The organism is Streptomyces sp. CB02056 (assembly GCF_001905545.1).
Taxonomy (GTDB): Bacteria; Actinomycetota; Actinomycetes; order Streptomycetales; family Streptomycetaceae; genus Kitasatospora.
On record NZ_LIPD01000005.1, the window covers coordinates 436,790 to 452,849 of the forward strand.

Sequence of the window (16,060 nt, forward strand, 5' to 3'; positions counted from 1 at the left end):
CCCTACCAGTCGCTACGCTCGCCGGTATGAAGCAGTTGAACGTCCGACTGGACGACACCGTGCACGAGGCCCTGGAGCAGCGCGCGGAGGCCGCCGGGATGAGCCTGCCGGACTACGCGCGCAAGGTGCTGGCCGAGGAGGCGGACGAGCGGAGGGAACGGTTCCTGACCGCCGCGGCGCACTTCGCCCAGACCTGGGGGCCCGCCTTCGAGGAGGAGTTCGGGCCTTATCCCCTGAGCACCCGCGCCGCCGAGGCGGACGCCGCGTGATCCTCCGGATCGACCGGGCCTGGCTGCTCGACATCGCCCACCAGTTCCTGCCGAGCGACCCGGACGTCACCGACTACGGCACCCTCGCCGCCGCCGTCGCCCGGCACGCCGACACCGTCATGGAGGTACCGGTGTACGGGGCCGCGCACCAGCGCGCGGCAGCCCTGATGCACCAGCTGATCCGCGTCCCGGCGCTGGACTCCGCCAACGAGCACTTCGCCGCCGTGGTCGCCGCCTCCTACCTCAGCGCCTCCGGGGTCATCGTCACCGCCGAGCCCAAGCAGGCCGTCGAGCTGGCCGCCCGGATCCGGGCCGGCGACGCCGACGTCCGGGAGACCGCGGCCGCGATCCGTACCTGGTACCGCTGAGCGTTCCGGGGCAGCGCGAGAAGTCGGCCGATCCGACTTCTCGCGCGCCCGCACGTCCGTCTCCTCCCCGCAGCTGCCGGGGTCAGCCGGCGGGGCCGTCGAGGGGCCAGGTGGCGCGGTCGTGGACGTGGTCGTAGGCGGGGACTTCGGCGGCCAGGACGTCGAAGTGGAGCAGCGGGGCCCACAGGGCGCGGTCGCCGATGACGTAGAGGCGGCGTTTGGCGCGGCTGGCGGCGACGTTCAGGAGGTGCGGGGTGCCGGCGGCCCAGGCGCGGGCGCCGGGGCGGCCGGCGCCGAGGAGCAGGATCACGACGTCGGCCTCCTTGCCCTGGGCCTTGTGGACGGTGGCGCAGCGCTCGTCGAGCAGTTCGGCCGTCCAGCCGGGGAGCGTGCGGCAGGTTTCGCGGGCCTCGGCGACGAGGGCGCGGAAGGGGGCGATGATCCGCAGGCGTTCCACGGTGACGCCGTGGTGGTCGAGGCGGCCCAGGAGGAAGGTGAGGGCGCGGCGGTCGCGCTCGCCCCAGGGGGCGTCGGCGGGGCGGTCGGGGTCGGGGGTGTCGAGCCAGCGGCTGGGGAGGAGGCCGTCGTGGTCGGGGTCGGGGAAGGGCTGGGGGTGGGTGCCGTGGACCATGAGGCCGCCGTACGCGACCTCGTTGCTGACGGTGAACATGGGCTCCTCGCAGCGGCGGTGGACGCGCAGCGGTGAGCCGACCCAGACGGTGTCCTCCTCCGCGCCGGTGGGCGCGGGCAGGTAGGTGCCGTAGCGGTTGACGCGGTCGGCGACGGCCTGGGCGGAGGTCGCCGAGGGCAGCCATTCCTCGTCGACCCCGTACGCGAGCAGGAGTCGGCGCTGCAGGGCGGTCGGCATGGTGACGACGGGTTCGAGCTGGAGCGGGTCGCCGACGAGGACGGCGCGGCGGGCCCGCCAGAGGGCGCCGACGGCGGCCTGCGGGGTGGCCTGGCCGGCCTCGTCGACGAGGATCCAGCCGATGGAGCCCTGGCCGAGGCGGGCGAACATGCTGCCGATGGAGGAGAAGGTGGTGGAGACGACGGGGACGAGGAGGAAGAGGGTCTGCCAGGCGTGCAGGACCTGCTCCTCGGGGACGGGCCCGCTGTTGCCGGCCATGAGCTCCACCAGGACCTGGAGGTTGCCGCGGATCCGCTTCGCGGTGTTGGCGACGAGGGCGCGGTGCAGGTCGAGGGCGCGCAGGAACAGGTCGCTGCGGGCGGTGCTCCAGGCCTCGTCGGCCCAGGGGGCGCCGAGTTCCTGCTCGTGGTCGGGGAGCCGCGGCCAGTCGAGGGGCAGGGACGGGAGGTCGGCGGCGGCCGCGCGCAGAGCCTGGTGGGCGGCGCCGAGTTCGGCGGTGGCGTCCTCCAGTTCGCGCCGGGCGGCCCACGCCTCCTGCCGGGCCCGCTCGGCGTCCGTACGGGCCGTGGACTCCGCGGCTCGGGCGGCGGCCTCCTGGGCGCGGGCGCGGCCGGCGGCCGCCTCGGCCTCCATGACGGCCGAGGTGGAGCGGGTGTCCAGGCCGGCCGCGGCGTCCTCCGCCTGGGCGCAGCGGGCGATGTGGGCGTGGGCGGCCTCCAACACGGTGCGCTGCTGGACGAGTTGGGCGAGGAGTTCGCCCCGGCTCTGTTCGCGGTGCTGCTCGGCGGCCTCGCGTTCGGCGCCGCTCCGGAGCAGCCGGCGCAGCCCGGCGCGCAGGCCCGGCTGGGCGCCGGGCGGCTCGTCGTGCAGGGCCGTCAGCACGTCGACCTGCCGGCGGTGCCCGTCGGCGTGTTCGCGGGCGGCGGCCAGCGCGGCCCGGGCGTCGGCGAGGGCCTCGCGGGCCCGGGGGACGTGCTCGACCGCGGTCCGGTGGGCGGCCTCGGCGGCACGGGTGGCGGTGCGGGCCGTCTCGCCGGCCGTGACGGCGGCGGCCTGACGGGCCTCGGCGGCCGCCGCGCGGTCGTCGGCGCGGGCGATGGCGGCGCGCAGGGCGTCGAGGCGGTGCTGGGCCTCGCCCGAGGCCGCCTCCGCCAGGGCGGCGGCGAGGTGGACGCGTTCGGCGCGCAGGCGCTCGACCTCGGCCTGGGCGGCCTTGAAGGCGGCGACGGCCTCGGGCCAGGAGGGGACGGGCTGGGCGGGGGCGGCGGGCGTGGCGGGGACGGTGGGTGTGGCGGCGGGTGCGGTCGTGGCCTCGGCCGTACCGGTGCCCGGGGCGGCGCGACGGTCGCTCGTGGTGCGGGCCGGTCTGGGCGTGCTGGGCGGGACCCAGTCACCGAGGACGGCGTTCATGCCGCGCAGCGGCGGGAGCCCGGCGGCGTCGCGGGCGGCGGTCTCGTCCTCGGGCAGCCGGCCCCACCAGAAGCGCTCGGTGAACCTCGTCCGGTTGGACTTGTTGCCGAGCACGGCGGCGACCAGCCCCCAGGCGGGGGCGCCGCCGAGCAGGGCGGAGGCGAGGTCGGAGAAGTGGTCGGGGCCGTCGTGCCAGTGCTCGTCCAAGGCGTCGGCGCCGGGCAGTTCGGCGGTGATGTTCTCCACGGCGCCGTTGTTCGAGGAGGTCACCACGATCTCGCGGCCGGTGAGCCGCGGGTCGAGGGCGGAGACGAAGCGCGCGTGGACGCCCTGGCGGTCCTTGCCCCGCCAGGGGCGGCCGACGAGCGCCTCCTCGGGCCGCCGGTAGCCGGCCATCACGGCGGCGCGTTCGACCACGAGGGCGGCGACGAGGTCGCGCAGCATGGTGGTCTTGCCGGTGCCGGGCGGGCCGTTGACGGAGAACAGGCCGCCGGCGTCGGCGTCCGCGGCGGTGCGGTCGGCGAGCATGCGGTCGACCGCGAACTGCTGGCTCAGCGCGAGCGGGTACCGCGCCTTGGCGGGCCAGCGCCCGGCGGGGACGAGGGCCGGGTGGACGCCGTCGAGGACGGTGAGCCGGTCCTCGCGCAGATCGGTGCGGGCGCCGACCGGGATGTCCCGGCGGCCGGTCAGGTAGGCCTCCAGCGCGGGGCCGAGGCCGTCGTCGAGCGCGGCGCGGACCCGGGCCAGGTCGGGCGGCAGCAGGCTGTTGAGGAACGGCTGCGCGGCGGCGGGCTTGGCCTTCGGGTCGCGCGGGCGGTGGACCAGCCGGCTGCGGACCCGGATCACCCGCGGGTCCAGGTGCTCCTCGACACCGCAGAGGTGGGCGATCTGGGCGGTCAGGGCGACCAGGTCGGCGAGCCCGACCGGGCGCGGGCCAGTATCCTGCGCCACTTCGTCAGCGGGCGGCTCCGGCAGCACGGGCGCGGGCTCCCCCGTCGCGCTCTCCTCGTCCGGACGACGGGCCGCCGACCAGTCCGCGACGCGCCGCACCAGCGGCTCCGTCGCCCCGCGCACCGCCGCCCCGGCGACCTCGCCGAACAGCGCACCGACCGCCGCCACCGCCGCGCCGCCCAGGATCTCCGCGATCAGTTGCCGCCAGCCGCGGACGGCCTCCTCCCCCACCGTCACCGGGTTCGGCAGCGGCGAGGGCCCCGGCGCGTACGGAATCGGCGTGGCGGTCAGCCGCCCCACCGCGACCTCGAACGCCTCCCCCAACTCCTCGAACCCGTCCAGCCACCCGGCCACCGACGGCCCCGGGTCGAACAGCCGACCCGCCGCCCAGCCGCACGCGGAGACCACCGAGGTGTCCTCGACCGGCCGCCCGTGCTCGTCCAGGACCAGCGCGAACATCGCGCTCCGCCCCGACAGCACCAACTCCTCGTCCGGCACCCCCGGATCGGGGTCGGTCCCCTCCGGCAGCACGGCGATCATCGCCTGGCGCAGCAGCTCCAGGTCGTACACCCCGCCGTACACCTCGTGCCGCCACACCATCCCCCGCGGCGCCCGCCGCGCCGCCGTCTCCGGGTGCTCCGGCGCCCACGGCAACAGCACCGCCGCCTGCCCGGCCACCGGCGTCACATCGACGACGACCGCGTCCGACGCCCGAGGGCGACCCGCCCGACGCTTCCGCGGCACCTCCGGAATCGGCGGCGGACTGAACAACTCAACGGCCCGCCAGCACTCCAGCAGACCCCCCACGCGCCCGTCCCCGCTCCGCACCCGTCGCCCCCCTGCGTCGAACCCACGGCACCCGGCCACTTCGTGTGCCGATCAACCGGGCGCAGAATCTACCGGACGCCGGGCGGGTTGGCCGAGTGCCCACCGCACGCGCACGCCTCCCCGCGCCGCACGGCACGCTGCCCCGTGGCACCCCGGCACAGGCGTCAACAGTGGATCGAGGTCTAGGCTCACGGGAGTTGACGTTCCTCGGCTTCGGGAGGATGCCCCATGGCAGCCGTGCACGTGACCGTCTGGGATGACCGCGACCGGGTCGGCGGAGGCCGGGCCCCGACAGCTTCGGAGGCCCCGGCGGCCCCGACGGCCGTCCCCGCCCTCTTCGTCCACAACATCTTCACCTGGGGCAGCGACCCCGCGTACGGGTTCGCCGGGCAGCGGCCCCTCGCGGACAGCCGGCGGCTCCTCCTGATGGACCGCCGGGGCTACGGCGACAGCCCGGACACCGCGCGCGGCGACTTCGACGTCGACGCCCAGGACATCGAGGGGCTGCTCGGCGACGGGGCCTCCGCCGCGGGGTTCGGCGGCGCCCACCTCGTGGGGCACGGCAACGGCGCCGTCGCCGCGCTCATCGCCGCCGCGCGCCGACCCGACCTGGTCCGCTCCCTCACCCTCGTCCAGCCCTCCGCCTTCACCGCCGCCGCGCACCACCCGGTCGTCGCCGAACTCCTCGGCCGGGTGCGCGACGGCGCCCCGGGCATCCCGGACGACGTCACGCCGGAGCAGTACCTGCGGGCGTCCACCGAGGGCCTGGGGATGGCCATGCCCGAGCCCACACCGCGCCGGCTCCGTGCCGTCGCCACCTCCATGGGGGAACGGCCCGTCTGGGAGGCGCGGATCCCGCTGGAGCCGATCCGGCGAGCCGCCCTGCCGGTCCTGGTGATCTGCGGAACGTGGGAGCACGCGCCGGCCGCGTACCGCGAGCACGTGGGGCTCCCCCTCATGGCCGTGGCCGAGTCCCTCACGGACTCCCTCGACGGCCGCCTCCTGCGGGTGCCCGGCTACTACCCGCACACCCAGGAGCCAGCCGCCGTCAACGCCGCCCTGCGGGAGTTCTGGGGCTGAGCCTGTTCCGCGAGGGGAAGCGTCATGCAGCCACCGGGTCATCGGTCAACCGGTGTGCTCCCTCACGGAGATGGCCGGCCCGGCGCCGACTGCGGGGTGGTCCCGCAGCCGGCGCCGGGCGGTGGCACCCGGAGCTCGCGTGCCGAGGGCGGCTGCTCAGGCGGAGACGCCGCAGTACTGCTGCTGCTTGCCGATCGCGCGGTAGACGCAGTCGGCCGTCTCCACCAGACGCAGGACCGCTTCGCGGTTGCGGGCGGTCTCGCGGCCGATGACCTCGTCGGGCGGGTAGAAGCCGCTGCTGCCGTTCGGGCCGGGGTACATCTCGAAGGTGTAGGCGAAGACCCGCTGGGCGCCCCACAGCCAGTCGTCGATCGCGCCGTCGGTGATGTAGAGCTCGCTGGACTGCTCGGGCGTGTAGCCGTTGGTGCCGGCCATGTCCCGGCCGATGGCGGCGAAGGTGTTGTACTCGTCGGCGGTCATGCCGGGGACGGTCTCGGCGGTGGTCCAGCCGAACGGCCAGAGCACCAGTTCGCTGTAGGTGTGGAAGTCGATGGCGGCGGTGATCTGCTGCTTGCCGCCGACGACCCGGCTGCGGACGAAGTCGGCGACCACCTTGGTCTCCTTGGCGGACTCCGGGGCGCTGCCCCGGTAGGTCTCGTTGGAGGTGGAGCCGGAGGAGCCGCCGCAGCAGCCCCACTTGTAGTTCCAGTTGCGGTTGAGGTCGGTGCCGACGCTGTTGCTGCCGGAGTTCGGCTGGCGGTCCTTGCGCCAGCTGCGGTAGCGGCCGGTGGCGATGTCGTACTCGCCGCCGTCCGGGTTGAGGTCGGGGATCACCCAGATCTCGCGGCTGTTGACGGCGTTGGCGATGCGGCTGTCGGTGGCGTACTTGTCGCCGAACTCGTGCAGCAGGTAGAGCGCCATCTCGACGGTGAGGTGCTCGCGGGCGTGCTGGTGGGCGGTGAACAGCACCTCGGGCTCGTCCTCGTCGGTGCCGACGTTGTCGCTGATCTTCACCGCGACGATCGGTCGGCCCTCGTAGGAGGTGCCGATGACGCGCTTGCTCATGATGTCCGGGTGCGCGGCGACGACGGCGTCGATGTCGGCGGTGGCCTCGGCGTAGTTGTGGTAGCCGGAGTCGGCCGGCGGGAAGTCGTACTCCGGCCCGGCCAGGCCCGCGCCGCCTCCGTCGCCGTAGCGGGGGCCGGGCAGCGCGACGGGCGACCAGCCGAGCGTCCGCAGCCGGGCGGCCTCGGCGGGGGTGGCGGTGACCACCACCGCGTCGGGCAGGACGGCGTCGACGGAGGCACCGGTCGCGGCGACGGCGGTGCGCTCGGCAACGGTGCGGGGGCCGTCGAGCCGGTACTGCCGCGCGCCGTCGTTGTCGGCGGCACCGACGGTGAACGGGGCGGGGGTGCCGGCGTCGGCGGCACTGGCGGTGATCGGGGTGGCGAGGGCGAGGGCCAGCAGGACGGCGGTGGCCGCGGCGGGCTTCCCTCGGCGGGGCAGTCGCATGACTGTCCTCCTGTGGGGGTCCGTGTGGGGCGGAACGGTGGAGGAGGTTCGGCGCGCGCCAGCTTGATGGTCCGCCAGTGTCATGGGTTCGTCAAGACATCGGAAAGCCCGCGATCCGGCGACGGCCGGCACGGGCGAACCAGAAGGCCCGACGGACCCCACAGGTCGCCAACCCGCACCGGCGCCGCCGGCCGCTCGCGTCCAGGAGGAGGTCGTCAAACGCTTACCGATGGACCTGACGCCGTCCCTCCTGCCCCACGGGTGAACAACCGGAGAGCGAGCACTGGCTCGGGACACGGATCGCCCAGCGGGAGGCTTCGGGCGGCGGCGGCCCGGGGATCGTGGTGAGAATCCGGTCGGGGGCGCCTGCCAGGCTGGGCCCCCGCACGTCCGACACCTCGCCAGGAGGACCGATCATGCGACGAATCCTGCTCACTGCCGCGGCCACGGCGCTGGCCGCCGTCACGGGTCTGGCGGCCGCTCCGGCCGGCGCCGCTACCGTCCCGCCCGCCTCCGCCGCTTCCTCCGACGCGCCCGGGGCCGTCGCCGGTCAGGGCGGGTGGGAGGCGTGGCCCACGCCGGCCTCCGACCTCCCGGCCGGCTCCCGCTGCGACTTCCCCGTGCACCTGGAGCCCGTCGTCGACGAGGGGCAGCGGCGGGTGCTGGAGTACGCCCCCGACGGCACCACCGTGCGGCGCGCCGCCTTCCGGGGCGCCCTCGTCCTGCGGATCACCAACACGACGACGGGCGCCTCGTACGTCGCGGACGCCGGTGGCCGGGCCGTCGTCGACTACCGCGCCGACAGGTCCCAGACCTGGCACGCCCACGGCCCGGTCCTGCTCGGCGTCGGCCCGAACGGCGGCAACCTGCCCCGCGACCTCTACCTCGTCGACGGCGTCTACACCATCGACATCAGCTCCACCGGCTACAAGACGCTGACCCTCAGGCACGGCTCCGCCGAACCGCTCTGCGCGAAGCTCGCCTGACAGCCGCTGGAGCATCCCCGCCGCTCCTGCGGCTGCCCCGTCCGGCGCAGCGTGGCGCGCGCCGCGGGCGGGGTGCTGCGATCTTCGGAGGGCACCCGGTCGCCGCCCGACGGCCGGGTCCCGTCGTCCCGAGACCGTGGAGGCCCGGATGTGGCAGGCTCCTCCCGCCCCCGTCAGCCGTGAGTGGCTCCCGGTGCTGGACATGCCGGCGCCCGCCCCGCAGAACCGCTGGACGGTGCTGCTGCGCGCGCTGCTGCTGATCCCCCAGTTCGTGGTGGTCTGGGTGCTGTCGGTGGTGGCGTTCTTCGTCACCGTCGTCGGCTGGTTCGGCGCGCTGGTGCTCGGCCGGCTGCCCGACTTCGTGGCGGACTACCTCACCGTGTTCGTCCCGTACGACACCCGCGTCACCGCGTACCTGATGCTCACCGTGGACCGCTATCCGCCGTTCCGGTTCGAGGTGCCCGAGTACCCGGTGCAGGTCGAGCTGCGGCCGGGCGAGCTGAACCGGCTGGCCGTGCTGTTCCGCATCATCCTGGTCATCCCGGCCTCGATCGTGCAGGGCCTGGTGTACGCGGGGTGGTGGACGGTGTCGTTCGTCCTCTGGCTGGTGGTGCTGGTCCTCGGCCGGATGCCACAGCCGCTGTACGAGGCGACGGCCGCGATCCTGCGCTACCGGGTGCGCTACACCGCCTATCTGACGATGATCTCGTCCGCCTACCCCAAGCGCCTGTTCGGCGACGAGCCGGGCAGCGAGCCTGCGGGCCCGATCTCGGCCACCCGCCCGCTGGTCCTGGGCGGTGCCGCGCGCGGCCTGCTCGTCCTCTTCCTGCTCCTCGGGCTGGCCTCCTCGCTGACGGGCTCGATCACCGCCTCGGTGAACTCGGACGACGACGACAGCGACGACAACGACAGCACCGCCCCGACCCAGCGCGTCACCGCGCCCCTCGTGCCGGGCCCCGCCGACCGTGCTCCTCGGGGGCCGCTCGGCGAGGCGTAGCGGGTAGCAGGTAGCGGGTGACGGGTAGCGGGTCGCGGGCACGCCCGATCCGGGGGCGCGTACGCACCGGCGCACCGCTGCCGCGTACGCGCCGTCTGATCGAGAAAGCAAGGTTACCGGCGGTATGTGCGCGGCTACGTTTGGCATATGACGCACTCTCGAGTCCGCCGACTCCTCGTCCGTACCGCCGGGGCCCTCGTGCTCCTGGTCGCTCCCCTCGGGGCGCAGGCCGCCGCCGCGCCCAGCCAGGCCGGGGACCAGAGAGCCATCATCACCTCCCTGAGCGACGGCGACCGCGACGTGCTGCAGCAGGCGGTGGACGCCCAGCTCGCCGCGGGCAAGGGCGGTCGGCAGACCGCCGCCAACGAGATCACCTTCCCGGACGGAGCGGTGCTGGTGCTCCCGCTGCCCGGGCAGGCGCAGGCGCCGCCGTGGAGCGGCGACCACCGCCGCCGCACCGTCCGGAGCCCGGACTGGAAGCACTGCCCCACCCCGGTCAGCGAGCCGTCCTACTACTGCTTCTACTCCGACCGGAACTGGGGCGGCCGCCGGCTCCAGTTCAACCTCTTCCACGAGGACGCCGCCGTGTACTTCACCGACTACGGCTTCCGCGACCAGGCGAGCAGCTGGGTGAACACGGCACGCGGCCTGGAGGTGATCGTGGACAACGACCCGGGCGACGGCCAGTGGCAGATGCTCTGGAAGGAGCCGGCGGAGTCACTGTCCGCGTCGGTCGCGTACGACAACATGGCCGACCGGTTCTGGGCGGTCCGGCAGTAACGGCCGCCCCCGCCTCCGGACAACGACCGCCCGCTACCGGCTACCGGCCGAGGCAGCCGAGGCCGGGGGCGAGACCGCGCCAGTGGCGACCGGCTCCGGCGTGACCGTGATGTAGGTCGGCGCCGGAGCGGTCTGCCGGGAGTCCGCCGCGAACCAGCCGGCACCGAACGCGACGATGCCGAGCAGGAGGCCCGCGAGGACCAGCGTGACGATGTGCTGTTTCATGGCCCAAGGGTAGGGGCGGACCGGCCAACTTCCTTGCAAACACGGCCCGCTGGGCATGGTAGGCGTCAATCGGCGTTGACGCTGCGGCGGCCGCCGCCCCGATCGGCTGGACCCGCCCGGGGACCGTCGCCGCCGACTGGGAGAATCTCCGCATGACCTCCCCGCTCCACCCCGTCCGCGTCCTCCGGGTCCTCGGCGACCGCCCGTTCGCCGAGGTCGGCCGCCCCGTCCTCGCCGTGCCCGACGAGGCGCGCGGCCTGCTCGCCGTCGCGGGCGAGCGCGCGTTCGCCCGAACCGCGGCGGTGGGGGTGTACGGCACGGGGGACCTCGGCTGCCGGGCCGTGCTCCGGACGCGTTTCCCGGTACACGCGCTGGCCTTCCACCCCACCGCGCCCCTTCTCGCCGTCGGCACCGGCGCGTACGACGGCGGCTACTTCTTCGAGGGCGAGCTGCTCCTGCTCGACTGGGAGACGGGCACGACCACCTCGCTCATCGAGCACGACTTCGGCCGCAGGGTCCTCGGACTGACCTGGCTCGACGACCAGGCCCTGCGCGTGCTGATGTCACCGCCGGACGACTGGAAGGACCGGAAGGCGCACGTCGAGGGCCACGTCGCCGTCGTACGTCGGCCCGACTGGCGCACCGCCGCGCCCCGTTCGCTCACCTTCGACGACCTGGCCGGCCCGCGGGTCCCGGCCCCGCGGGCCGACGGACGCGAGGAGGCCCACCGGGCGCTCTCCGCCCTGAGCCCCAACTGGGAGCCCCGGCGGCACGTCCTCGCCGTCGAGGAACGACCGGACGGCGCGGTCCTGGCCACCCTCGCCCGCGAGGAGGACGACGAGGAGGGCGACCAGGACGACGCCCCGGAGCAGCCCGGGTGCACCACGCTCCCCGACGGCCTGCTGCTCCGGCACCGCACCGTCCCGTACCTCGACGTGCACGACCGCCTGCGGATCCGGCGCGGGAGCCGGGACTACGTCAACCAGGCCCCGCCGCCGGGCCGTCGGGAGACGGAGCCGTACGTGCTCTCGGTGCGCTCCCCCGACGGGGCGGACCTCCAACCCCTGTTCCCGTTCTCCTGGGAGCCCGGGGAGACGCACTTCCCCGGCCCGGGCGTGGAGACCGCCGACGGCGACCTGGTGTACGCCGGCACCGTCTACAGCGGCCACGGACTGCAGCCCGGCGGCTCCTTCGTCGTCCGCCGCTCGGGCACCGACGGCACGCCGCGCTGGGTGTTCCGGACCGACCACGTCGCCCTCGACCTCGACACCGACCCGGACACCGCCCACGTCGCCTACCGCGACGGCGAACTCCTGGCCCTCGACCTCCGCACCGGCGCCCTCCGCCGGCGCCACCGGCTGACCGTCGCCGGTGTCCCCGTCGTCCCGACCGCGCTCACCGCCACCGGGCCCGGCCGCCTGCTCGTCGGCACGGCCGACGGCCGGGTCCTGGAGTGCACGACCGGTTGGCCCTCCGGGCCCGGGGCGGCGGACCGGGAGGGCACCGTCTGAGCTTTCCTCCGACATCGGCGAACTCCCCTTGTATAAAGGGACGGAGGGGACCGAGGAGGTCGCAGCATGCACTCGAGGGAACAGCCGCAGAAGGCCGGGCAGCCTCAGCGCGACGCGAGCCCGGCCCGGCGCCCCGGCACCGGAGCACGCTCCGAAGGGGACGCGCCCGCGCGGGGCGCCGCGGCCCTGCAGCGCACCGTCGGCAACGCGGCGACGGCGCGCATGATCGCGGAGCAGCGGGACGGCACCGGCCGGGACGACCGCCGGGCGGCCGTGGGACTCCAGCGCGCACCGGGCGACCAGGCCGCCCCGCGCCGGCCCCGGGTGCAGCTGGACCAGAACAACGTGCTGAGGATCTGCGAGGCCGCCACGCCCGACGGACAGGCCGCCTCCGGCGGACGGGCGGCCGACCTGCGGAACATCGTGTGGGAAGACCACTGGGCCGCCATCTCCGAAGTGTGCCGGAAGCACAAGTACACCATCGCCGTGCGGGAGACCGGGGAGCACTCGATCCGGCGCATCGCGGAGGGCGCCAAGCCCAAGCCGCACACCATCCTGGAGAAGTCCATCAAGCCCTCCTCCGTCCGCAAGAAGTACGGCACCGGGCCCGGGCAGGCCGAGGGCGACCCGGCGACGGTGCTGCGCTGGCTGCAGGCCCAGGACCTGAGCGGCTTCGTCGGCCACTGGAACGAGCAGGGCCTGGCCGGCATCCGGATCGACCGCCCGCCCCAGTCCGTCCTGGACCTGGGCATCGTGCAGACCGGCCCCGGGGGCGAGCAGTACGTGCCGATCGACCTACGGACACAGGACGGCGGCCCGGCGCTGACTCAGCTGAAGGCCGATCCGCACTGGAAGCGCTACCTCTACACCGGGGACTACGACCTGCACGAGGTCTACTCCGCGCAGGGCGGCACGGGCGGCGGCCAGATCCCGGAGGCCACCCCGGAGAAGGCCAAGCTGCTGGACCGGCTCAACGCCGGGATCGCCGGGACGGCCCAGGAGGGCGAGGTGGTGCGCAGCGGCAAGGTGGCCATGGAGCACGGCCGGCTGCACATGGCGGGCGGCTCCGAGTACGCCATGTTCCAGCACGGCGACCAGGCCACCTACCGGATGAACCAGTACCTGGAGGCGCTGGAGGGCGAGGTGGCCCGGCACGCGGCGCAGCTGGTGCGGGCGGTGGCCACGGAGGCCGACGAGCCGCTGGCCTGGTGCCGCATGGGGCAGTGGTACGTGACCAGGAACCGTGAGGAGCACGCCGTCCTGCGCGCCCGCTGGAAGCTGGCCGTGCCGCACACCTGGGGCGCCGACGAGGTGGACCGCACCGCCCGCGGCGGCTACCGCACGGCCGGCTACATCGACTGACCGCGGAGCGGGCCGCGCCGGCCTTGCCGCCGTACCGGCCGTACCGGGGCCGCGTCCCGTGCGGCGGCCCCGGCGGCCGGGCGGCCTGTCCTGACGGTCGGTCGTACGGCTCGGCGCGGTGTCAGGCGGCGGTGGCGGCGGGGTGTCAGCTGTCGGAACCGCCTCCCGTCCCGTGGCCGTCGGCGAGTTCGGCGGCGTAGCGGTCGGCGGCCTCCGCGAGCTGGTGGGTCATCCGGTCCACCTGGCTGCCGAGGTGGCCGGAGACGATGCGGTGGGCACCGTCGAGGTCCCCGCCGAGCAGCTCGCCGGTGATCACCAGGGTGTTGTCCGGGAGCATGCGGCGTCCGGACATCCGCCGCTGGACCTCGTCCATGCCGACGTCCGCCAGCGTCTGCCGCAGCTCCTCGGTCAGCGGGGCGAGCCAGCGGGCGCGCAGCGCGTACTCGCCGTGGTCGGCGAAGGTCGGGTGGAGCCGGGCGAGGAGCTGCGCGGGGTACTCCTCGACGGGTTCGGCGAACTGCGGGTAGTCCTTGGCGAATTCGTCCCAGTCGACGTCGAGTCCGGTGATCTGCTCCGGGAAGACCGGCCAGTACAGGCAGTTCGGGTCGGACTGGGTGAAGACCTCCCGGAGCAGCTCGTAGGGGACCTCGGCGGTGCGCGAGAGCAGGACCGCGTCGTACAGGTCCTTGCCCTGCGGGTGGATGTCCGAGACGAGCCAGAGGATCTTCCAGGCGAGGGAGAGCTCGGGCGTGGCGCCGAGCAGCGGGCCGGTGACGCCGGGGAGCAGGTAGGGCTGCGGCGGGACGGGCAGGTGCTCGGTGAAGACGAAGTCGAGCTGGACCGACCCACCCGGGACACCGGGGGCCGTCCACGGCAGGACGAGCCGGCGCCCGGGCACCCGGTCGTAGGTCCAGATCTCGTCGCTGACCGCCTGGTCGGCGTGCACCCGCACGGTGCCCGAGAGCCGTTCGGCGCCGGCGGCGAGCTCCCGGAACATCCGGCCAGTGCGCTCGTCGGCCAGCTCCCAGTCCGTCGGGCGGACCACGAAGTCGAGGTCGCCCGGCTCCCGCGCCTGCTCGCCGTACCAGGCGCGCAGCAGGACGCTGCCGCGCAGCACCAGGTGGTCGGCCCACGGCGAGTCGGCGACGGCGGAGAGCACGGTGGCCAGCGCCTCGCGCCGCGCGGCGAGCCAGCGTTCGGCGAGCCGCGGGTCGGCGAAGGCCGGCTCGCTGGGCCGGAGGGCCCGGGCGTACCCGGCGAGGGCGGGGTCGAAGACCGGCTGCTGGCTGACCGCCTCGTCGTCGACCGGCCGGATGGTCCTGGGCAGGTCCCGGTCCTCACGGACGTCCTCCGACGGCGGCCGCTTGGGCAGCACCACGTTCTGCCACGGCCCCCACTGCAGTTCCTCCCACGCCACCGGCGACGGGGACTTGCCCTCGGTCATCCCTGCTCTCCTTTTCCGTCTCCGTACGGCCGGGCGCCGTGCCCGTGCTCGCTGATCCATCCCGCGTCCAGGTCCTCGTGGCTGTCCACGACGACGAACTCACGCTCCACGGACACCACCTCGCGGCCGTCGGCGGCGAGGTCCCGCAGCAGCGCCTCCAGCCGGCGGCCAGCGGTGTCCAGGCCCACCGAGCGGCACCGCTGGGTCACGAACCACTCGTACCGGCCGTCCGCGCGCACCCGGCGCGGATTGCGCGACAGGTGCGCACCGTGCCGGACGGCCAGCTCGGTGAGGGTGGCGAGGCGCGCGTGGTCCGCCTCGGGCACCGGGCCCGGGAGCAGCAGCTTGACGTGGTGTTCGAAGTACCGGCCGGCTCCGTGCGGCACGGCGTCCTCGTCCGAGGCCGGGACGCCGTGTGCCCACGGCGCTGCCTCGATCTTCGCCCGCAGGACGGTGAACCCTGCTCGGGCCAGCCCCTCGGCCGTCCGGGACGTCACCGCGGCGACCTCCGCCAGCGTGCCGTCGGCGCGCAGGGTGAGCATCGGCTGCGAGGGCGCCGCACCGCGGGCCAGCAGGATGTGGGTGAACTTCACGTCGTGGCCCCGCGCCCACGCGGCCAGCGCCTCGGCGGCTCCGGGCTCCACGGTCAGGTGGACCTCGAAGTCGCCCCGGACGTCGGGAGGCGCGGGCCGGTCGTCACGGCGCTGGTCGGAACGGGTCAGGAGCATGGGGAGCATCCTGCCAAGCCGCTCTGACAACGCCGCGGGCGCCCCGGTGCCGCCGCGGCCCTCCTCCGCCGGGACGGCTGGTCGGGGCCCGCCGGCCCCGTCGACTCCGGTCGGCACCGGTCGACTCCGGTCGGATGAGGACGACTCAGGAGGGCAGGACGGCCACGGCCTCCACCTCCACCAGCTGGTCGTGGTACCCGAGCACGGCGACGCCGAGCAGGGTGCTCGGGGCGTCGTGCTCCCCCATGTAGGCGCGGTAGACGTTCCACACCTTCACCAGGTCCGCCTGGTCGGCGGAGGCCACGTAGACCGTCGTCCGGGCGATGTCGGTGAGGGAGGCGCCGGACTCCTCCAGCACGGTTATCAGGTTCCGCATCACCTGGTGGGCCTGGGCCTCGAAGTCGCCGACGGCGACCGTCCGGCCCTCCTCGTCGAGCGGGCAGGCCCCGGCCAGCCAGAGCGAGCGGACCGGGGCGTCGACCTCCGCCGCGTAGGCGTAGTCCACCGCCCTGGTCAGCCGCGTGGTGCGGATCAGTTTGACGGCGCTGCTCATGTGGTCCTCCGACGGTCCCGACCGAACGTTCGCGCCCATCGTTGGCCTCTCCTGAGCGACCGTCAAACCATTTAACCGGTGAACTCCCTTCCGTTCCGGGCCTCCTGCGTCCACGATTCACCGTTGCGGGGGATGGCGGACCGGCCCGCCGGAGCGCCATCCTGGTACTTGCGCCCGGGGACCACGCC

General features: G+C 74.8%; 14 protein-coding genes. 8 read left to right on the forward strand and 6 right to left on the reverse strand.

Features of this window, described 5'->3' with window-relative positions:
- Positions 1–26: 26 nt before the first annotated feature.
- Positions 27–269, forward strand: a complete 243-nt coding sequence (locus AMK13_RS16910; protein ID WP_143204553.1) for a plasmid mobilization protein — start codon at positions 27–29, stop codon at positions 267–269.
- Positions 266–637 carry a fic family toxin-antitoxin system, toxin component gene (locus AMK13_RS16915; RefSeq protein ID WP_074002898.1) on the forward strand — a complete coding sequence of 124 codons (372 nt, stop codon included), beginning with the start codon at positions 266–268 and terminating at the stop codon, positions 635–637. The genes AMK13_RS16910 and AMK13_RS16915 overlap by 4 nt, the downstream gene beginning before the upstream one ends.
- An 82-nt stretch (positions 638–719) precedes the next feature.
- Here the strand turns inward: AMK13_RS16915 and AMK13_RS45930 are convergent, their stop codons facing one another.
- Entirely contained in the window at positions 720–4,544 is a 3,825-nt protein-coding gene (locus tag AMK13_RS45930) for a DEAD/DEAH box helicase (RefSeq protein WP_074002899.1), read from the reverse strand.
- A gap of 378 nt (positions 4,545–4,922) precedes the next feature.
- Between AMK13_RS45930 and AMK13_RS16925 the strand changes: the two genes are divergently transcribed.
- A complete protein-coding gene (locus AMK13_RS16925; RefSeq protein WP_074002900.1) occupies positions 4,923–5,774 on the forward strand; it encodes an alpha/beta fold hydrolase in 852 nt (283 codons plus the stop codon).
- Between the two features lie 156 nt (positions 5,775–5,930).
- On the opposite strand, the gene AMK13_RS16930 is transcribed toward AMK13_RS16925, so the two are convergent.
- On the reverse strand, positions 5,931–7,286 hold the full coding sequence (locus AMK13_RS16930; protein ID WP_074002901.1) for a M14 family metallopeptidase: 1,356 nt from the start codon (positions 7,284–7,286) through the stop codon (positions 5,931–5,933).
- A gap of 416 nt (positions 7,287–7,702) precedes the next feature.
- On the opposite strand from AMK13_RS16930, the gene AMK13_RS16935 reads away from it, so the two are divergent.
- From AMK13_RS16935 to AMK13_RS16945, 3 genes are all read left to right on the forward strand, one after another.
- Complete coding sequence (locus tag AMK13_RS16935) at positions 7,703–8,272, forward strand: hypothetical protein (protein ID WP_074002902.1); 570 nt, start codon at positions 7,703–7,705, stop codon at positions 8,270–8,272.
- 148 nt (positions 8,273–8,420) lie between these two features.
- Positions 8,421–9,269, forward strand: coding sequence for a DUF4389 domain-containing protein (locus AMK13_RS16940; protein WP_074002903.1), 849 nt, complete (start codon positions 8,421–8,423; stop codon positions 9,267–9,269).
- A 147-nt stretch (positions 9,270–9,416) separates the two neighbouring features.
- The gene (locus AMK13_RS16945) at positions 9,417–10,049 is read left to right on the forward strand and encodes a peptidase inhibitor family I36 protein (protein ID WP_079272205.1); all 633 of its coding nucleotides are present in this window, start codon (positions 9,417–9,419) and stop codon (positions 10,047–10,049) included.
- 33 nt (positions 10,050–10,082) lie between these two features.
- On the opposite strand, the gene AMK13_RS16950 is transcribed toward AMK13_RS16945, so the two are convergent.
- On the reverse strand, positions 10,083–10,274 hold the full coding sequence (locus AMK13_RS16950) for a hypothetical protein (protein ID WP_049652898.1): 192 nt from the start codon (positions 10,272–10,274) through the stop codon (positions 10,083–10,085).
- Positions 10,275–10,426: 152 nt separating this feature from the next.
- On the opposite strand from AMK13_RS16950, the gene AMK13_RS42870 reads away from it, so the two are divergent.
- Together AMK13_RS42870 and AMK13_RS16960 are read left to right on the forward strand one after the other, a co-directional pair.
- Positions 10,427–11,785, forward strand: a complete 1,359-nt coding sequence (locus tag AMK13_RS42870; protein WP_074002905.1) for a hypothetical protein — start codon at positions 10,427–10,429, stop codon at positions 11,783–11,785.
- 66 nt (positions 11,786–11,851) lie between these two features.
- A complete protein-coding gene (locus AMK13_RS16960; RefSeq protein WP_074002906.1) occupies positions 11,852–13,147 on the forward strand; it encodes a hypothetical protein in 1,296 nt (431 codons plus the stop codon).
- 145 nt (positions 13,148–13,292) lie between these two features.
- On the opposite strand, the gene AMK13_RS16965 is transcribed toward AMK13_RS16960, so the two are convergent.
- The 3 genes from AMK13_RS16965 to AMK13_RS16975 all read right to left on the reverse strand — a co-directional run bounded on the left by AMK13_RS16965 (position 13,293) and on the right by AMK13_RS16975 (position 15,872).
- Positions 13,293–14,591 carry a nucleotidyl transferase AbiEii/AbiGii toxin family protein gene (locus AMK13_RS16965; protein WP_074002907.1) on the reverse strand — a complete coding sequence of 433 codons (1,299 nt, stop codon included), beginning with the start codon at positions 14,589–14,591 and terminating at the stop codon, positions 13,293–13,295.
- Positions 14,588–15,319: a hypothetical protein gene (locus tag AMK13_RS16970; protein WP_074002908.1), complete on the reverse strand. Its 732-nt coding sequence runs from the start codon at positions 15,317–15,319 to the stop codon at positions 14,588–14,590. The genes AMK13_RS16965 and AMK13_RS16970 overlap by 4 nt, the downstream gene beginning before the upstream one ends.
- Before the next feature lie 145 nt (positions 15,320–15,464).
- A complete protein-coding gene (locus AMK13_RS16975; RefSeq protein WP_049652920.1) occupies positions 15,465–15,872 on the reverse strand; it encodes a RidA family protein in 408 nt (135 codons plus the stop codon).
- Positions 15,873–16,060 lie beyond the last annotated feature (188 nt).